At 57.4% G+C, this 17,323-nt stretch carries 14 protein-coding genes and 5 pseudogenes; 12 read left to right on the forward strand and 7 right to left on the reverse strand.

The annotated features are described in order from the left end of the window. The first annotated feature begins 387 nt into the window (after window positions 1-387). The 6 genes and pseudogenes from IMCC20628_RS23125 to IMCC20628_RS24880 form a co-directional block, all read left to right on the forward strand. On the forward strand, window positions 388-1,137 hold the full coding sequence (locus IMCC20628_RS23125) for an ABC transporter ATP-binding protein (protein WP_047032944.1): 750 nt from the start codon (window positions 388-390) through the stop codon (window positions 1,135-1,137). Next, window positions 1,130-1,846 (forward strand): ABC transporter ATP-binding protein, encoded by a 717-nt coding sequence (locus tag IMCC20628_RS23130; protein ID WP_047032945.1) that lies wholly within the window; start codon window positions 1,130-1,132, stop codon window positions 1,844-1,846. Before IMCC20628_RS23125 ends, IMCC20628_RS23130 begins: the two co-directional genes overlap by 8 nt. A gap of 52 nt (window positions 1,847-1,898) precedes the next feature. Then, window positions 1,899-3,101: an ABC transporter substrate-binding protein gene (locus IMCC20628_RS23135; RefSeq protein WP_047032946.1), complete on the forward strand. Its 1,203-nt coding sequence runs from the start codon at window positions 1,899-1,901 to the stop codon at window positions 3,099-3,101. 75 nt (window positions 3,102-3,176) lie between these two features. Further along, a complete protein-coding gene (locus IMCC20628_RS23140; RefSeq protein WP_047032947.1) occupies window positions 3,177-4,064 on the forward strand; it encodes a branched-chain amino acid ABC transporter permease in 888 nt (295 codons plus the stop codon). A gap of 5 nt (window positions 4,065-4,069) precedes the next feature. Beyond that, window positions 4,070-5,041, forward strand: coding sequence for a branched-chain amino acid ABC transporter permease (locus IMCC20628_RS23145; protein WP_047033008.1), 972 nt, complete (start codon window positions 4,070-4,072; stop codon window positions 5,039-5,041). Between the two features lie 104 nt (window positions 5,042-5,145). Continuing rightward, window positions 5,146-5,356, forward strand: a pseudogene (locus IMCC20628_RS24880) (transposase); the annotation flags it as partial. A gap of 142 nt (window positions 5,357-5,498) precedes the next feature. Here IMCC20628_RS24880 and IMCC20628_RS24885 read toward each other — a convergent pair. Next, window positions 5,499-5,705, reverse strand: a pseudogene (locus tag IMCC20628_RS24885) (DDE-type integrase/transposase/recombinase); the annotation flags it as partial. 55 nt (window positions 5,706-5,760) lie between these two features. Between IMCC20628_RS24885 and IMCC20628_RS23150 the strand changes: the two are divergent. The 5 genes and pseudogenes from IMCC20628_RS23150 to IMCC20628_RS23170 form a co-directional block, all read left to right on the forward strand. Then, window positions 5,761-6,363 (forward strand): annotated as a pseudogene (locus IMCC20628_RS23150) (IS6 family transposase); the annotation flags it as partial. Window positions 6,364-6,413: 50 nt separating this feature from the next. Next, complete coding sequence (locus IMCC20628_RS23155; protein WP_047032949.1) at window positions 6,414-7,154, forward strand: IS6 family transposase; 741 nt, start codon at window positions 6,414-6,416, stop codon at window positions 7,152-7,154. A 312-nt stretch (window positions 7,155-7,466) separates the two neighbouring features. Then, window positions 7,467-7,883 carry an IS200/IS605 family transposase gene (gene tnpA / locus IMCC20628_RS23160; protein ID WP_047033009.1) on the forward strand — a complete coding sequence of 139 codons (417 nt, stop codon included), beginning with the start codon at window positions 7,467-7,469 and terminating at the stop codon, window positions 7,881-7,883. Between the two features lie 222 nt (window positions 7,884-8,105). Continuing rightward, the gene (locus IMCC20628_RS23165) at window positions 8,106-9,044 is read left to right on the forward strand and encodes a sulfotransferase (protein WP_156174708.1); all 939 of its coding nucleotides are present in this window, start codon (window positions 8,106-8,108) and stop codon (window positions 9,042-9,044) included. Between the two features lie 15 nt (window positions 9,045-9,059). Next, window positions 9,060-9,914, forward strand: coding sequence for a hypothetical protein (locus tag IMCC20628_RS23170; protein WP_047032951.1), 855 nt, complete (start codon window positions 9,060-9,062; stop codon window positions 9,912-9,914). A gap of 140 nt (window positions 9,915-10,054) precedes the next feature. Here IMCC20628_RS23170 and IMCC20628_RS23175 read toward each other — a convergent pair whose 3' ends face one another. From IMCC20628_RS23175 to istA, 3 genes and pseudogenes are all read right to left on the reverse strand, one after another. Then, on the reverse strand, window positions 10,055-10,642 hold the full coding sequence (locus IMCC20628_RS23175) for an IS630 family transposase (protein ID WP_245307978.1): 588 nt from the start codon (window positions 10,640-10,642) through the stop codon (window positions 10,055-10,057). Between the two features lie 110 nt (window positions 10,643-10,752). Beyond that, window positions 10,753-11,523: pseudogene (istB, locus tag IMCC20628_RS23180) on the reverse strand (IS21-like element helper ATPase IstB). Next, window positions 11,520-12,725 carry an IS21 family transposase gene (gene istA / locus IMCC20628_RS23185; RefSeq protein WP_082128381.1) on the reverse strand — a complete coding sequence of 402 codons (1,206 nt, stop codon included), beginning with the start codon at window positions 12,723-12,725 and terminating at the stop codon, window positions 11,520-11,522. Before istA ends, istB begins: the two are co-directional and overlap by 4 nt. 327 nt (window positions 12,726-13,052) lie before the next feature. Between istA and IMCC20628_RS23190 the strand changes: the two are divergent. Beyond that, a pseudogene (locus IMCC20628_RS23190) lies at window positions 13,053-14,411 on the forward strand (IS5 family transposase). An 18-nt stretch (window positions 14,412-14,429) separates the two neighbouring features. Here IMCC20628_RS23190 and IMCC20628_RS23195 read toward each other — a convergent pair. From IMCC20628_RS23195 to IMCC20628_RS23205, 3 genes are all read right to left on the reverse strand, one after another. Continuing rightward, complete coding sequence (locus IMCC20628_RS23195) at window positions 14,430-14,804, reverse strand: transposase (protein ID WP_047032953.1); 375 nt, start codon at window positions 14,802-14,804, stop codon at window positions 14,430-14,432. Between the two features lie 403 nt (window positions 14,805-15,207). After that, entirely contained in the window at window positions 15,208-16,383 is a 1,176-nt protein-coding gene (locus tag IMCC20628_RS23200; RefSeq protein ID WP_047032954.1) for an IS91 family transposase, read from the reverse strand. A 12-nt stretch (window positions 16,384-16,395) separates the two neighbouring features. After that, window positions 16,396-17,256 carry a tyrosine-type recombinase/integrase gene (locus IMCC20628_RS23205; RefSeq protein WP_047032955.1) on the reverse strand — a complete coding sequence of 287 codons (861 nt, stop codon included), beginning with the start codon at window positions 17,254-17,256 and terminating at the stop codon, window positions 16,396-16,398. Window positions 17,257-17,323 lie beyond the last annotated feature (67 nt).

Raw genomic sequence — 17,323 nt, forward strand, 5'->3', positions numbered from 1 at the left:
TTGAGTTTGGCACCTTCGATGGGGCGAAACGACATTGCCAAGTCGTTTGTCTCAGCTCGCGGGGGCAACTTCCTCTCGTTATCCGAAACGCGGACGTCCAAGAACCTGGCAATGCCGCCGGTAGCAACAGCCTACAACTTTTTGTCGGCTCAACCCTTGCAAACCGGACGACAGGAAAGGGCTGTTTGGTCCTTCAACCTCGACGTGACAAAAGCACGGAGGCGCAGAGACGACGATGCCGAGACGGTGAGCAGAATATTGACATGAATATTGATTCATGTTTCATGTGGAAGTTCGGTATTCAAATGCTGGTACCTATCTATCGACACGGCCTGGCCTTGCACTTGCGCACGTGACACGAGGACGAATGACGACGTTGGGGGAAGAATGGCAATCGCGCTTCAGGCCAAGGGATTGACAAAGGAGTTCAAGGGTTTCGTTGCCGTGAACGACGTCGATCTGTCGATCGAAAAGGGAACCATCCACGCGCTGATCGGCCCGAACGGTGCCGGCAAGACGACCTGTTTCAATCTGCTGACCAAGTTCCTGCAGCCCACCCGTGGCACGATCACTTACGAGGGCCGGGACATCACCCGCATGAAGCCCGCCGAAATCGCGCGGCTGGGCATGGTGCGGTCTTTTCAGATCTCGGCCATTTTCCCGGATCTGTCCGTCTTGCAGAACGTGCGAGTGGCGTTGCAGCGTATGCGCGGGGAAAGTTATGACTTCTGGCGGTCGGACCGCCTATTGTCGAAATTCGACGATCAGGCCAAGGGCTATATCGACGAAGTCGGGCTCACCAAATTCACCAATGAACGCGCCGCCGCCCTGCCCTATGGTCGCAAGCGCGCGCTCGAGATCGCAACCACATTGGCGCTGAGCCCCGACATGCTGCTGCTGGACGAACCGATGGCGGGCATGGGGCGCGAGGATGTGGAGCTTATCTCCCAGTTGATCCGCCGGATCGCAAAAAACCGCACCGTGCTCATGGTGGAACACAACCTGTCGGTCGTGGCCGACCTGTCGGACCGCATCACCGTGCTGGCGCGCGGTGAGATTCTAGCCGAAGGCACCTACGCTGAGATTTCGAAGACCCCCGCGGTGATCGAGGCCTATATCGGAGCGAGCCATGACTGATGCGGCGAAGGTGCTATTAAAGGTCAGCGGTCTTCAGGGCTGGTATGGCGAAAGTCATGTTCTGCACGGTATCGATTTCGAGGTGCCTCAGGGCGAGGTTGTCACCCTGCTGGGCCGTAACGGGGCGGGCAAGACCTCGACATTGCTCGCGATCATGGGGATTTTGGGCAAGCGGACCGGCTCCGTCACATTTGCCGGAACCGAACTGATCGGCATGCAGCCGCGCCACATCGCCCGGTTGGGCATCGCACTGTGTCCCGAGGAACGCGGCATCTTCTCGTCGCTCAGTGTCGAGGAAAACCTGCTGCTGCCGCCGCGCATCGCCGAGGGTGGCCTGTCCATCGAACGAATCTACGATTTGTTTCCGAACCTCAAGGAACGGCGCTCCAGCAGCCAGGGCACCAAGCTTTCGGGCGGCGAACAACAGATGCTGGCGATCGCACGCATCCTGCGCACCGGTGCCAAGATGCTGCTGCTGGACGAACCGACCGAAGGGCTGGCGCCCGTCATCGTCCAGCAAATCGGCCGCACCATCGCTGCACTGAAGGACGAAGGGTTCACCATCGTGCTGGTGGAACAGAACTTCCGCTTCGCTGCATCGGTCGCCGACCGGCATTACATCGTCGATCAGGGCAAGGTCGTGGATATGATCCCCAACGACCAGCTTGAACAGAACACTCAGAAACTCCACGACTATCTGGGTGTCTGACCAACAAACACCAATCAAGCGGCGCATCCGCGCTGCAAACAGGAGGAAAAACATGATCAGGAAACTCGCTATCTGCTCCGCAGCACTGGCTGCGATGACCGGCTCCTCGGCGCTGGCCCAGGATATCAATGTCAAGCTCGGCGTGCTCAACGACCGCTCCGGCATCTATGCCGACCTGTCCGGCGAAGGATCCGTCGTGGCCGCACGCATGGCCGTTGAGGATTTCAAGGCCGCCGACAAGGGAATGAAGGTCGAAATCATCTCGGCCGATCACCAGAACAAACCAGACATCGGCTCCAACATTGCCCGTCAATGGTATGATGTGGACGGCGTGAACGCGATCCTCGACGTACCGACGTCGTCGGTGGCCCTGGCCGTAGCTGACATCACCAATGAAAAGAACGGCGTTCTGATCGATTCCGGCGCCGGCTCCACATCGCTGACCCGTGAACAGTGCCGCTCGACTACAGTCCACTGGACCTATGACACCGCAGCACTTGCCACCGGCACCGGTGCGGCTATGACCAAGGCAGGCGGCAAGAAATGGTTTTTCCTGACGGCTGACTATGCTTTTGGCCACTCGCTTGAGGAAAACACCGCCCGGGTCGTCAAGGACAATGGCGGCGAAGTTGTCGGCCAGGTCAACGTGCCGTTCCCGGCGCAGGATTTCTCGTCCTTCCTGCTTCAGGCACAGGGCAGCGGCGCTGACGTGATCGGTCTGGCGAATGCCGGCGGCGATACCGTCAACGCAATCAAGCAGGCGTCGGAATTCGGCATCACTCAGGCCGGTCAGAAAATGGCCGCTCTGCTGTTTTTTGTCACCGATGTGCATGCACTGGGTGCGCAGACCGCACAGGGATTGTCGCTGACCGAAGCCTTCTACTGGGATCAGAACGACGACACCCGCACATGGTCCAAGCGGTTCGTGGACATCCACGGCGCGCAGCCGACAATGGTTCAGGCCGGCGTCTATTCCGGAACCATGGCCTATCTAGCCGCCGTTGAGGCCGTAGGCAGTGCGGATGACGGCAAGGCCGTTGTCGCCAAGATGAAAGAGATGGAATTCAACGATCCGCTCTTTGGCAAGGTCACCGTGCGGGGCGACGGTCGTGCAATTCACGACATGTACCTGTTCGAAGTCAAGTCGCCCGACCAGTCGGAAGGTGAATGGGACCTCTACAACCAGATCTCCTCCATCACCGGCGAAGAAGCGTTCCTGCCGATGCTGGACGAGTGCGACTTCACCAAGCAGTAAACTTGGCAACCTGTCCGCCCCGCTGTTCAGGCGGGGCGGACAGTCTTCCACGAAACCGCGCAACAGGGCCAAAACATGTTCGAGTTATTGGGAGTACCACCGCAGGTTCTGCTGGGCCAACTCTTGTTGGGGCTGATCAACGGGTCGTTTTATGCGGTTTTGTCGCTCGGTTTGGCCGTGATCTTCGGACTGCTGAACATCATCAATTTTGCTCATGGTGCGCTGTACATGGCGGGCGCCTTTGTGGCCTGGATGCTGCTCCACTATCTCGGCATTGGCTACTGGCCGGCGCTGATTCTGGCACCACTGATTGTCGGGGCCTTCGGCATCGTGCTGGAACGCACCATGCTGTCGCGTCTCTATCATCTTGACCATCTCTACGGCTTGTTGCTGACCTTTGGTCTGGCGCTTATCATTCAGGGTCTGTTCCGCAATTATTACGGTATTTCCGGCCTGCCCTATCAAATCCCCGATCTGCTGTCTGGCGGACACAATCTCGGTTTCATGTTCCTGCCCAATTATCGCGCATGGGTCGTCGCCGCCTCTGTTTTCGTATGTTTCGGCACATGGTTCATGATCGAAAAGACCCGGCTGGGCGCCTATCTGCGCGCGGCGACGGAAAATCCGGTACTGGTCGGTGCCTTCGGCGTCAACGTGCCGCTGATGATCATGCTGACCTACGGGTTCGGCGTGGCGCTGGCCGGGTTCGCAGGCGTGCTGGCCGCCCCGATCTATTCGGTCAACCCGACCATGGGTGAGCAGCTGATCATCGTCGTCTTTGCGGTGGTGGTGATTGGTGGCATGGGGTCGATCATGGGCGCGATTCTGACGGGTTATATGCTCGGCATCATCGAGGGCCTGACCCGCGTATTCTATCCCGAAGGATCGGCCGTCGTGATTTTCGTCATCATGGCAATCGTCCTGATGATCAAGCCTGAAGGGCTGTTTGGGAGGCCCGCCTGATGGCTATGCAAGACAAGACAACCGATGCTGCGCCCGTGGTGCAAACCGCCGGCATGCCGACACTGCACAAAGCCATCTTTGCCGTCATGCTCGCCGCGTTGATCGCGCTGCCGTTTTTTGTCTATCCGATCTTCGCGATGAAGGTGATGTGCTTTGCACTGTTCGCAGCGGCCTTCAACCTGTTGCTGGGCTTTGGCGGGCTGTTGTCGTTCGGCCATGCGGCCTATTTCGGCGGAGCAAGCTATGTTGCTGCCCATGCCGCGAAGGTCTGGGGCCTGACCCCGGAACTGTCTGTGCTGTGCGGCGCTGCGGCGGCGGGTGTGCTGGGCTTTGCCATCGGTTCGCTGGCTATCCGCAGGCAGGGCATCTATTTCGCCATGGTCACGCTGGCCTTTGCGCAGATGGTGTATTTTGTCGCGCTGCAGGCGGAATTCACCGGCGGCGAGGACGGAATTCAGAGCGTGCCGCGCGGCGACCTGTTCGGATTGATCCCGCTGGCCGACAATATCGCGCTGTATTTCTTCGTGCTGGTGGTGACATTCGGCGGCATCCTGATGCTCTACCGGATCGTGCATTCGCCTTTCGGCCAGGTTCTCAAAGCGATCCGCGAAAATGAACCGCGCGCCATTTCGCTGGGCTATGACGTGAACCGCTACAAACTGATTGTTTTCACCTTGTCGGCGACAATGGCCGGCCTGGCCGGCGCCACCAAGAGCCAGGTGTTCCAACTGGCCTCGCTCACGGATGTGCATTGGTCGATGTCAGGCGAGGTCGTGCTGATGACCCTGCTGGGTGGCATGGGCACGATATTCGGGCCGCTCGTCGGTGCGGCCATCATTGTGACGATGCAGAACTACCTGGCAACCTTCGGTGCATGGGTCACGGTTATTCAGGGTGTGATTTTCGTCATTGGGGTGCTGGTATTCCGCGAAGGGATCATCGGCGTGCTGTCACGATGGCTGAAAAGACCGCTTTAAGGCTTGGCGTCACATCTAGTTTGGCGGGGCGTTGGTGCGCGGATGAGATTTCAACCTTTTTGCGTCTATGCGGCGGGGATCGAAAATAGCATGATTGGTCCAGCATGCCGCACAAACATAACGCCACCCGCCGCCATCACATGGCAAGATGAAGTTCAAGGTAACGAACTGGCCGCAGTATGAGGCGGGCCTTCGCCGCTGCGGTAGTTTGACTCTTTGGGTAACGCCGGAAGCGCTTAGCGGCTGGGCGCTCCACGACGTAAGACGAGGGGAGGCCAGCCGCGTTACTCTGATCTGGCGATTGAAACTACATTGAAGTTGTGCAGGGGTCGTCAAGTTGTCGGCGACCTTCGCAACGATAGCCTGTCGCTGGATCTCAAGCAGCCCTCAGCTCACGCGTGATGTCGTCCCAGATCCAATGGGCGTTGTCTCTGGACTGACGGTAGCAGGCGGCTTAAAGGGTGTGGCGGCGAGGGCGGAAGACGGTTTGGATCTGGTCATGGACGGATAAGAACCGCTGTGCTTGGCGGGGTGATTTGAAACGACCCATGGTCTTTTCTCGTCGTCGGGTGGGGCGATGCGACCCTTCGGATCGATTGTTGAGACCCTTGTGACTGCGATGTTCTATTCCCGGCGCAAGCTCCTTCAAGGCGGCGCTATAGCTGTCGCTTTGGTATTGCCAAGTTGTTTGACCCCGGCGTTTCCTCTATCTAGGCGACATGAATTTACCGAGCACTTTTCCTCGTTTGAAGGGGTTTCGTTTTCCGCGTGAAGTTGTCGCCTACGCCGTCTGGGCCTATCATCGGTTTGCTCTAAGCACGGCCGATGTGGAAGACCTGCTTGCTGAACGCGGTGTTATCGTGAGCAGGGAATCGGTTCGACTCTGGATCAAGCGCTTTGGCCGACATTTTGCCGACTGCATTCGCAGAGACCGGCCCAAGCCGAGCGATAAGTGGCATATGGATGAGGCCGTCATCACGATCAGTGGAAAGAAATTCTGGCTCTGGCGGGCCATTGACGCCGATGGTGACGTACTCGACATTCTGGTTCAAGCTCGCCGCAACACCAAGGCTGCCAAGCGCTTTTTTTCCAAACTGGTCAAGCAATTCGGTGAACCGAGTGTCGTCGTGACGGACAAGCTGCACAGCTACATCAATCCGATACAAAATCTGGCCCCGGATGCTGATCATCGAGCCCACAAGGGCCTGAATAACAGAATTGAAAATGCACACCGCCAGACCAGGAAGCGAGAGATGATCATGGGGCGGTTCAAATCGCCTCGTCAAGCGCAGCGCTTCCTGTCAGCCCACGATCAGATAAACAGGCACTGTAACGTTAACCGGACATCGATCAAAATGTGGGATCTGGCGGAATGACCAGATTTACGCGTGATCCTCTTTATCGTCGCCATCGATTTCCAGCGGAGGTGATTGCCCATGCCGTTTGGCTCTATTTCCGGTTTCCGCTCAGCCTGCGGATGGTCGAGGATCTGCTGGCAGCGCGTGGTGTCATCGTCTCTCATCAGACCGTTGGACTTTGGGCTGAGAAATTCGGTAGACACTTTGCCAATGATATCCGGAGGCGATCTGCCGGCAGACTCGGCGACAAATGGTATCTTGATGAGGTTGTCATCACCATTGGTGGAAAGAAACACTGGCTTTGGCGGGCCGTCGATCAGGACGGCTTTGTTCTCGACGTGCTGGTGCAAAGTCGCCGCAATGCCAAGGCTGCGAAACGTTTGATGCGCAAGATCCTGAAAGGGCAAGGCCGTTCGCCGCGTGTGATGATCACCGACAAGCTGCGCGTCATGGTGACCGACAAGCTGAGGTCCTATGGTGCCGCCAAGACTGAGATCGCACCCGGCCTCGAACACCGCCAACACAAGGGACTGAACAACCGAGGCGAGGCCTCCCACAGGCACACTCGAAGGCGCGAAAAAATTATGGGCCGGTTCAAATCCCCGCGCCAGGCACAGCGCTTTTTATCCGTGCACGACCAGACTGCCAGCATCTTTCGCCCAAAACGCCACCGCCTGAACGCACAATCCTATCGCCGTGCGAGATCCGATGCCTTCAACCTTTGGGCAGACTATGCCACTGAGCTGACCGCCTGAATGTTGGAGATCGCAGGAAAGCTAGGCCGGGCTTCAACAACCTGAAAAGCCGCCAGATCCACACCAATCATCATATCCTTCATCTTGCCGTCCTCTCCGTTTTGTTGCTTTCAGCAGCACGATCTTGGCACATCACGATGCCGTTGGGAGAGGGCAGCAACCATCCCATCTATTTAGTATCCACGCATTGGAGTAAACCCCCCGTCTTCAGACGGGAGCGCTTCAGCGTGAACGCAAGAAGAATGATCATCCTCTCCAGAAATATGAACCGCCCGAATGGGCTTCAGGTTCATATTTCTGGAGAGGATGATCATGCACTATGATACTGGCAAGCATTGCATTTTCTATCACCGTTATCACGTCGTCTGGTCGACAAAGTATCGCTTCAAGGTTCTTCGAGGCGATATCCAAAGGCGCATACGTGAAATCATCCGCCGCGTTTGTCGTGAAAACGGTGTCGATATTATCAGCGGTGTTGTGTCTGCCGACCACGTCCATATGTTTGTCTCAATCCCGCCCAAGCTCTCCATCAGCGACTTCATGCGCAAGGTTAAAGGCCGATCCTCATTTCTGATACAGCGGGAGTTCCCCGCATTGAAGAAACGCTATTGGGGGCAACGGTTTTGGGGTAGGGGGTACTTTTCGACCACAAACGGCGCCATCACCGAAGACGTGGTACTTCAGTACCTGGAAAAGCACGTCGTCGATCCTACCGGCGCAAGCCGGTAGTCGTTCAGTAGCGATAAAATGAAAACGTTCCAGCAGACTTGTCGAGGTGACCGTAGGTTCATATGTATCGACTTGCCTAGTGCTTAGAATTTGAATATATTGGGCAAATAGCAGGTCTTGGCTGAACGTCACAAGGCAATACATGAAAGCAGTGAATAGACCGCCATGTAGGTTTTCACGCTTGAAAAGCAGAAAGTTCGGGATTTGGAAAACGGCAGCTGCTTGATCGTTGTTGGCATGCACCGGTCTGGGACGTCTGCACTGACCGGTGCACTCCATGCCTGTGGAGCTGCCGTAGGGGCGGATGGTGATTTGACAGGCTCAAGCGCTGAGAACCCCCATGGTTTTTTTGAGCGCCGTGATTTGCGGAAAATCTGCGACACCCTGCTGCAAGCGGCTGAAGCAGACTGGTGGAAGGTTTCCGGCTTCTCGAGAGATGCCGTCGCACGGCAAACGCTCGACCAGCAGCGCGCAGCATTCACGCGGCTGGTTGGCCAGATGTCTCAGGAAAGCACGTGGGTCGTAAAGGAACCGAGGCTTTGTCTGTTATTGCCATTGCTGATCGATTTGGTGCCCAGCGCCATTTGCGTATTCGTATACCGCAACCCGATTGACGTCGCCAAATCCCTCCGAACCAGAAACAGGATATCGTTGCAGCATGGTGTGGCGCTTTGGGAAAAATACAATTTGAGCGCCATCGAAGCGATGAAAGATCGTGTTTGCGCAACGGTGTCCTACCATGAGCTGATTGCTGATCCACAAACAGCGCTGAAGAAACTGGTCGCTCAATTGTCCGATCTTGGAGCCAAGGAACTGCGTGCACCGACTGACCCCTCGGTTTTCATCGACAGGTCATTACAACGTTCACGGCATCAACCGGCCGAAATGGCCATACTCACGCCAGAGCAATGGGCACTTTGGAACTTCTTGGCAAACGGATCACAGCCTGACAGCAACTTCAACCATGCATCGTCCACCGGCCAGAAATACCTCCTGGAGGACTTGGAACATCAGTTTCAAATCAATGACGACTTGCAAAGCGATCAAGGCTCCAATAGCGTCCATCTCTACATAAGGTCGAAGAAGGTTCGCGCGATAGCGCGGGAACTGGACCGGATTGCATGCGGCATCGCGGATATCACCCAAACCTTGATTAGGTAGAACTCGACAAACACCATGGAGCGTCACCCCTCGGTCACCATTGCATCGGACCTTGACGAGCCGCCTCCGAAACGAACGGACGGTGAACACGACGATGCTTCGGCCGAAACGTCAGATGCCGGAGACGCTTCGAAGTATTTCCGGTTCGTTGCCGTTGATCGCGAAGAACGTTTACGTGTAATTTGCGATGAGAAATACACGGACGGGGATCCGAGTGAACTGACGTTTGTGCATATCGGGAAATGCGGTGGCTATACGGTAGCGGACGCGCTCGCAATCAGCCACGTGGTCAAAGAAAGGTTCTCGCGCATCAAGCGGATCCACATTCGTCCGCCCCACTACCAAAAAAAAGCGCGGTACCTCATCGTTCTCAGAAATCCGATTGACCGACTGAGCTCCGCTTTTGCATGGCGTTACGAAAAGGTAGTGAAATCCAAAGATCAGGAATTCAGATTTGCTGGTGAATTTGAGGTCCTGGAAAAATATAATGATCTAAACACAATGGCAGAAAGATTGATTCGTGACGGTGAATTCTGCATCGAGGCCATTGGAGACATGTTGAAAATTGTCCATTTCAGTCAGGACATTTTCTACTATCTGGACCCCTTGATGCGCTCCGTGCGGCCCGATCAGATTTTCTCGGTGTTTACGCAGGAGACCCTTCAGCAAGATATGCAGGAGATGCTTGGTGTCGACGATGCAGTCCACATGAACAGGAATGAGTCCGATCTTGCGGAAACCAACATGAGACTGTCCCCGCAGGCTCGCCGAAATCTTAAACGGTTTTTCGCACGTGACTATGAGTGTATCCGCACTCTTGATGCGCTTTACCCGCTCGGGCAAGACAGACTGAAGAGACTTTTGCTATAGACAATCCATCTGGCGTCAGCAGTGTCAACGGCGGAGTAAAAACTGGCCAGATGGCGGCGTAAAACCGCGGCGATTTTCTGAGAGGGTTTCAGCCGGCCTTTCGGGCTCGGCTTTGGGCGAGACGATATAGCGCGTCGCATCTATTGTGCCTCATAGCCTGCAGCCTTTAAGAAGTTTTGACATTCTGTGACAGAGAAGAGGTCTACGATCTCGCCGAGCGCCGTGCTGATGGCGTCGAAGCTGCGGGCAGCGTGCTTTCGCAGCAGCGCCTTGAGCTTTGAAAAGGCCATCTCGATGGGATTGAGGTCGGGGCTGTAGGGCGGCAGGAAGAGGAGCCTGGCGCCTTTTGCCCTGACCATTTGTTCTGCCCGCTCGCTTTTGTGGAAGGCGACATTGTCGAGGATGACGATGTCGCCTTTTGACAAGGTTGGAGCCAGCTGGGTTTCGACCCAGGTCTCGAAGATGCGACCGTTCATGGGAGCGTTGACGATCCATGGCGCAGTCAGTCCGTGACTGCGCAAGCCGGCGATGAAGGTCTGCGTTTTCCACGCTCCGAACGGTGTATAGGCGTTGAAGCGCTGACCTTTGGCTGACCACCCGGTGCGTTTGGTCAGCTTGGTGTTGGTCGATGTTTCATCGATAAAGATCAGCCGCGCCAATGCCTTGTTGAAGAAGCGCCAGCGTCGTTCGATCCAGAGATCACGGGCGTGGGCGATCTCCGGCCGCAACTGTTCGCTTGCCTTGAGGCTTTTTTTTTATGACTCAGCTCAAGCTGTCAACGCCGAAGTAGAATCCGGCCACGCGGCGGTGTAAAAGTCGGCTATTTTCTGAGAGGGTTTCAGCCGGCCTTTCGGGCTCGGCTTTGGGCGAGACGATAGCTGTCGCCGTTCATTTCGAGGATGCTGACATGGTGGGTGATACGATCCAGCAGTGCGCCAGTCAGTCGCTCGGACCCGAGAGTCTCCGTCCATTCGTCAAAGGGAAGGTTGCTCGTAATCAGGGTCGCGCCTCGCTCATATCGTTGCGAGATCAACTCGAACAGCAATTCCGCGCCGGTTTTGGATAGCGGCACAAAGCCCAGCTCATCGATAATGAGAAGCTGGTAGCCGCCCATCTGTTTCTGGAGCCGTAGCAGACGCCGCTCGTCGCGAGCCTCCATCATCTCGCTGACAAGTGCGGCGGCCGTGGTGAAGCCGACCGATAGGCCCTTCTGGCAGGCGGCCAGGCCAAGACCGAGCGCTACATGGGTCTTGCCCGTGCCGCTGGGCCCAAGCGCTATGACATTCTCGCGGCGCTCGATCCATTCGCAACGCGCGAGCTCCAGCACCCGCATCTTGTTGAGCTTCGAAATAGCAGTGAAGTCGAAGCTGTCCAGACTTTTGACGACCGGGAACCTTGCCGCTTTGATGCGGCGCTCGACCTTGCGCCGATCACGTTCGATCATCTCCCGCTCGGCAAGCCGGGTGAGGTATCCGACATGATCGACGCCCTCGGTGGCACATAGCCGAGCCAGCTTCTGGTAATCGCGCTAGAAACTCGGCAGCTTGAGGGTTTTGAGATAATGGGAGAGCAGGATTCCAGAGGGCGCATCTGGCGCTTCGGTGCTCATGCCGCTTCTCCTGCGTTCGTCGAGAGAAGGCGCATATACGCCTTCGCCGAGGTCGTCTCGACCGTCGCCCGTGGCAGATAGGGATAGATGGACAGATCCAGCCGCGGTGGCCGGCGTTCCACCCGGCACAGGATCAGATGCTTGACGGCGTCGAAGCCGATCGCTCCAAGCTGGATGGCCTGCTTCACCGCCGCATGGAGGTCGGCGAGTTCGAAGCTTTCCAGCAGACGAAGCACCTGCACATACTCTCGCCGGCCATAGGCGACCGGGACGGAATAGTCGTTGGTCTTGTAGCGCACAAGCGACTGGGCCGTTACCTTGGCGCTGGCCTGGTCACAGGCATCAAAGGGCGACGCCGCTAGCGCGCGCATGGCGGCCACATCGCGCAGTAGCCGTTCTCTTATCGTCTCGCTCTCGCCGCGCAGCCTGTCGCGCTGGCGCTTGCGGCATTGCTCCTCCAGCCAGGCGTTGAACGCTTCCCACGTCGCAAACTCTGGGATTGGCACCATGAAGTTGCGCCGGGCATAGCCAACAAGCCCTTCGACGCTTCCCTTGTCGTTGCCCTTGCCAGGGCGGGCGTAGCGATCCCGGATCAGGTGGTGGGAAAGAAAGCCGCTCAGCGTAGCGCGCTTGCGCGTGCCGTCGGGCAGGATCTTGGCCACCAGGCAGCGATCATTGTCGTAGACGATCGATTGCGGCACGGCCCCAAAGAAAGCGAACGCATGGACGTGACCGTCCACCCAGGCCTCCGACACCGCCGCCGGATAGGCCCGCACATAGCAACCGTCGCTGTGGGGCAGATCAAGCACGAAGAAGTGCGCCTTCCGCTCCACGCCGCCGATCACCACCATTGCCTCGCCGAAATCAGCCTGCCCATGCCCCCGCGCATGCGACAGCGGCACGAACACCTCCTGGCGGCGTTGCTCGCGCTCGCGCATGTAATCCTTGATGATCGTGTAGCCGCCGGTAAACCCGCGCTCGTCTCGAAGCCGGTCAAACACGCGCTTGGCCGTATGGCGCTGCTTGCGCGGCAGCTTTATGTCTTTATCGAGCCAGTGATCGATTGTCGACACGAACGCGTCCAGCTTCGGCCGCCGGACCGGTGACTGACGCTGGTAGCCCGGCGGTGTTGAATACGCCATCATCTTGGCCACGCTGTCGCGCGATAGGTTGAAATGCTTTGCAGCCTGACGCCGGCTCATTCCTCCAGAACAAGCCAGACGGTCCTTCAGATAAAGTTCCACGGTATAGATCCCTTAGCCCTCCTGCGTTCGTCACAGAAGGATAAATAGGTGGCCGAGTTTTACTCCGTCGAAGCGGGACTATCCCGCCGCTAGTCACCTGCGATTTTCCGATAAGCCTCTGAAGAGGCTTCCTTATTGCAGATTTCGAAGTATTGGAAATCGCAAGGTTTTGTGCCTTGGCTATCCAATACCTTGCGATTTCCTGCGCACCCGCATGTAGGGGATTCCCTTCGATGCCGGATCATAGTCCACTCTCATCAGGTCCAAACAACGCGTGAGATGGCAATGCGTCCGAACAAACCTCAAACCCTGTCTGATGAACTGTTCCGGAGTTCGCTGGAAGCGATCCTTGATCCCGAACACGAGCTTCTCAAGCTTGCACAGATGATTGACTGGGACCGTTTTGATGACGCGTTCGGTCCATTCTATCACGAGCACAAGGGACGACGTGGGCTTCGGACGCGGTTGATGACGGGCCTTCACTTGCTCAAACACATGAAGGGGCTATCGGACGAGGAGACCTGTGCAGCCTGGCTGGAGAACCCATACTTTCAGGCCTTCTGTGGGGAGAGCCATTTCCAGCATCGATTGCCATTTGATCGTTCGTCGATGACCCGCTGGCGCAGACGGATCGGGACAGATGATCTGGAACTCCTGCTGGCTGAAACTGTCGCAGTTGCGATCAAGACCAAGGCCGTCAGCCAACGCCATCTTGAACGCATCACCGTTGACACCACCGTGCAAACCAAGGCCGTCGCACATCCAACGGACAGCCATCTGATCCTACGGGCCATCGAATGGTTGAACCGGCTAGCCAAGCGCCATGGGATCGGCCTGCGCCAGTCATTCATTAGGCTGGCAACCAGGGCACGGCGCGAGGTTGCGCGTCTGTTACACACCGGTGGCCACAAGCAGGGCCTGCGTTGACTGAAGAAAATGCGCACCTGGCTGGGGCGATTGATCCGAGATATCCGCCGCAAGATCGGCTCGGACCCAACCCTGGAGACAGTGTTTGCAATCGTGCTGGAACGGGCAGAGCGAATCCTGGGCCAGCAGTCCGGCGACAAGAACAAGCTCTACGCATTCCATGCGCCAGAGGTTGAATGTATTGGCAAGGGCAAGGCCCGCACCCGCTATGAGTTCGGCTGCAAGACCTCCATCGCGACGACAAATGAACGATGCAAGGGTGGTCAGTTCGTTCTCGGGGCCATGGTGTTGCCCGGCAATCCCTACGACGGCCACAGCCTGGCAGGACAGATCGACCAGGTAGCCCGCCTGACTGGAACGTCGGTCGCCCGTGTCTATGTTGACCGTGGATATCGTGGCCACAAGATCAAGCGTGATGACCTCGACATCACAATCTCCCATACACGCGGGATAACATCACCCACCATCCGACGTGAAATGCGACGACGCAGTGCCATTGAGCCGGTTATCGGCCATCTCAAAGATGACGGTTTGCTAGAACGAAACCACCTCGCTGGAGCCGAAGGCGATGTGATCAATGCCATCCTGACCGCCGCCGGTCACAACATGCGTCTCCTGGCCCGATGGATAAGGCTTCTTTTTGCGCTTCTGGTCGCAACCATCCTCAGCCGACTGCCCCAGGCCCCCGTCGATCATCAGCAAGCCATCGCTGCATAAAACTGAATTCAGGGAAATTCACGGGCGACCCGCTACCGTGGCAGACTTTCTCACCGCCGCTCTCAGCCCAAGCCGGTTGAGAAACCGGCCGACCGTCGAGCGGTCCACATCAACGCCGCGCCCGGCAAGTTCGATGCAGAGCTCATCGAGCGTCACCTCCCCATTCGCGGCGACACGGGCCTCAATCCATTCGCCATGCGCCGTCAGCTTGCCGCCTGGCGGATGGCCCTGCCTTTGTGGCGCAAGCGAGCCGGTGGCGCGATGCAGGATCATCATGTTGTTGACAAATCTCGGCGACACCCGGAAATGCCGGGTCGGCTCCCGATGACTGTTGCCTTCTTCTACAAACCCAACGACACGCGCACGCAACTCAACCGGATGCGGCTTACCCATGGCGGTTCTCCTTCCATGGGCAAAGTGAATCACAAATCAATCAGTCAGGGAATCTGGAGGTTTCTGTGAGGTCCGTGTGCCGAGCGTGCCACGTTCACGGGCCGGACCTCATTGAAGCCGGATTGAACGAAGGCGCGGGTTGTTTGGCACTATGGGGATTTAGCTGAAGCGGTGGATGGCGTTTGGCAGGGTGGCCCCTCGCCGGAACTCTTGACCAAGTATGGACGGCGATTCTGGCTGATATTTTCGGTATTTTTGATGGCTCTGTCTGCTGGTTTGCATCGATCGAACCTTGGGTGCTGTTGCGCCGTGCGTCGCGCAGGCACGATTGGCCAAAGCATTAGGCTCGCGGCTGCTCGGCATGCCGACGCTGATCGTTGGAATGAAGCCGCGCCTGATATGTTCATGAGCTGTCGTTCCATGCTGGCCGGCAGGTTGGCTTGGACGGGTTCCGCGCGCCGATGATCGACATTGTTCCACCACAACAGGGGCAGCGGTGCGCCAATGGTGGTGGCTTTGCATCCGGTTCTTCGACCGACGGCTCCGGCGGCCGGACGTTGAGCAGCCTGCGACATCGGTCCAGCTTTTGCTGCCGATGACCATTGGCAAGAAGTCCATAATGACGCATGCGGTGGAGGCCCTCTGGCAGGGTGTGAAGCAGGAAACGGCGGATGAACTCATCGGCATCGAGCGTCATAACATTCTGTTTGCTGCCGTGGCGATAATCCTTCCATCGGAACGTGACACGATCACCATCGATGTTGACGAGGCGGGAATTGGAGATTGTGATACGGTGTGTGTAGCGTCCGAGATAGGCCAGTACCTGTTTGGGTCCCGCAAATGGGGGCTTGGCATAGACCACCCTGTCGATGCGCCGCATGTGTTTAATGGTGCGATTGAATGCAGCGGGATCGGCCAGACCCGCGATATCGCCGAAGAACCGAAGCTGACCCTGATCGTAGACCTGCTTGAGTTCTTCCAGAAACAACCGCCGAAACAGCCGTGACAGAACCCGCACGGGCAGGAAGAAGCTCTTCCGGCAGGCAACCCAGCGAGACTGGTCGAATGACAATCCGCCGCCTGGAACGATGCAATGGAGATGTGGATGATAGTGGAGATTCTGGCCCCAGGAGTGCAGCACGGCGATGAAGCCGATCTCGGCACCCAGATGTCTGGGATCGGCAGCAATCCTGCGCAGTGTCTCGGCGACGGCACGAAACAGGATCGTGTAGACCTTCTCCTTGTTCTGAAAGGCGATCGCGGCGATCTGTTGCGGCAGGGTGAAGACGAGATGGAAATAGCCGACGGGCAGAAGGTCTGCCTGTCTGGCGGCAAGCCAATCACGGCTGGCCTGGCCTTGGCATTTTGGGCAATGCCTATTGCGGCAGGAATTATAGGCAATGCGGACGGTGTCGCAGTCCTGACATTGCTGGACATGCCCGCCCAGGCGAGCGGTCCGGCACATCTCGACCGCACTCATGACGCGACGCTCGACACGTCCGAGATGACCGTCGTGTGTTTGACGGTAAAGTTCCCCGTAGCGGCGGAATATATCCGCTACCTCAAGCCCCGACACCATGGCGAGGTATCCTCAGCCCGGCGGCACAACCTCCAGCGTCAGACGGTCGAGCGGGCTGGTTGTGCTGCGGATCAGGGCGTTGGACACCTTCGTGTAGCGCGCAGTGGTGGACAGATTGTTGTGGCCCAGTAGCACCTGGATGATGCGGATGTCGGTGCCGCTTTCCAGCAGATGGGTGGCAAAGCTGTGGCGAAGCGTATGCACCGTCACCCGTTTGTCGATGCCGGCGGCGATACGCGCAGAACGACAGGCCGAATGCAGAACCTGAACGTCGATGGGTTTGGTTCCTTCTCGGCCCGGAAACAGCCAGACTTGCGGCCGCGCCAGCTTCCAGTGAACCCGCAGGATACTGAGTAGCTGCGCTGACAGCATAACATTCCTGTCCTTGCCGCCTTTGCCATGCTCAACCCGTATGACACCGCGTTCGCCGTCGATATTGCTGACCTTCAGATGGACCGTCTCGGAGGCCCGCAATCCTGCCGCATAGGCTGTCGTCAGCGCCGTGCGCGTCTTCAGGCTCGGAACTGCTTCAAGAAACCGGACGATCTCGCCGTCGTTCAGAATAGTTGGCAGCTTGGCTGGCGTTCGGGCATAGGCAATACGTTCTGGTATCTCGTGATGGTCAAGCGTGACGCCATAGAAGAAACGGAGGGCGCAGACCGTCTGGTTCAAGGCTGGCCATGAAATGCCCGATGACACCAGATGAACCTGAAAGGCGCGAACATCTTCCAGTCCGCAGCGGTCAGGCGATCGGCCGAAATACCGCGAGAACTTCGTCACTGCATGAAGGTAGGAGCGCTGTGTCGCAGGCGACAAGTTGCGGATCGTCATATCATCGATCATCCGCCGGCGCAGGGGGCTTATCTCGGTCATCATCATCTCCTGTTTGAAGGTTGGGGAAACAACCCAATCCTTCAAAACAGCAGAGATATTGGCAAAT

Origin of the sequence: Hoeflea sp. IMCC20628 (genome assembly GCF_001011155.1) — a bacterium.
Taxonomy (GTDB): domain Bacteria; phylum Pseudomonadota; class Alphaproteobacteria; order Rhizobiales; family Rhizobiaceae; genus Hoeflea.

Bases quoted from the DNA above. Each gene is read 5' to 3' on its own strand.
- IMCC20628_RS23125 (WP_047032944.1), top strand. From the start codon at position 388: ATGGCAATCGCGCTTCAGGCCAAGGGATTGACAAAGGAGTTCAAGGGT.
- IMCC20628_RS23130 (WP_047032945.1), top strand. From the start codon at position 1,130: ATGACTGATGCGGCGAAGGTGCTATTAAAGGTCAGCGGTCTTCAGGGC.
- IMCC20628_RS23135 (WP_047032946.1), top strand. From the start codon at position 1,899: ATGATCAGGAAACTCGCTATCTGCTCCGCAGCACTGGCTGCGATGACC.
- IMCC20628_RS23140 (WP_047032947.1), top strand. From the start codon at position 3,177: ATGTTCGAGTTATTGGGAGTACCACCGCAGGTTCTGCTGGGCCAACTC.
- IMCC20628_RS23145 (WP_047033008.1), top strand. From the start codon at position 4,070: ATGCAAGACAAGACAACCGATGCTGCGCCCGTGGTGCAAACCGCCGGC.
- IMCC20628_RS23155 (WP_047032949.1), top strand. From the start codon at position 6,414: ATGACCAGATTTACGCGTGATCCTCTTTATCGTCGCCATCGATTTCCA.
- tnpA (WP_047033009.1), top strand. From the start codon at position 7,467: ATGCACTATGATACTGGCAAGCATTGCATTTTCTATCACCGTTATCAC.
- IMCC20628_RS23170 (WP_047032951.1), top strand. From the start codon at position 9,060: ATGGAGCGTCACCCCTCGGTCACCATTGCATCGGACCTTGACGAGCCG.
- istA (WP_082128381.1), bottom strand. From the start codon at position 12,725: ATGAGCCGGCGTCAGGCTGCAAAGCATTTCAACCTATCGCGCGACAGC.
- IMCC20628_RS23195 (WP_047032953.1), bottom strand. From the start codon at position 14,804: ATGGGTAAGCCGCATCCGGTTGAGTTGCGTGCGCGTGTCGTTGGGTTT.
- IMCC20628_RS23200 (WP_047032954.1), bottom strand. From the start codon at position 16,383: ATGGTGTCGGGGCTTGAGGTAGCGGATATATTCCGCCGCTACGGGGAA.
- IMCC20628_RS23205 (WP_047032955.1), bottom strand. From the start codon at position 17,256: ATGACCGAGATAAGCCCCCTGCGCCGGCGGATGATCGATGATATGACG.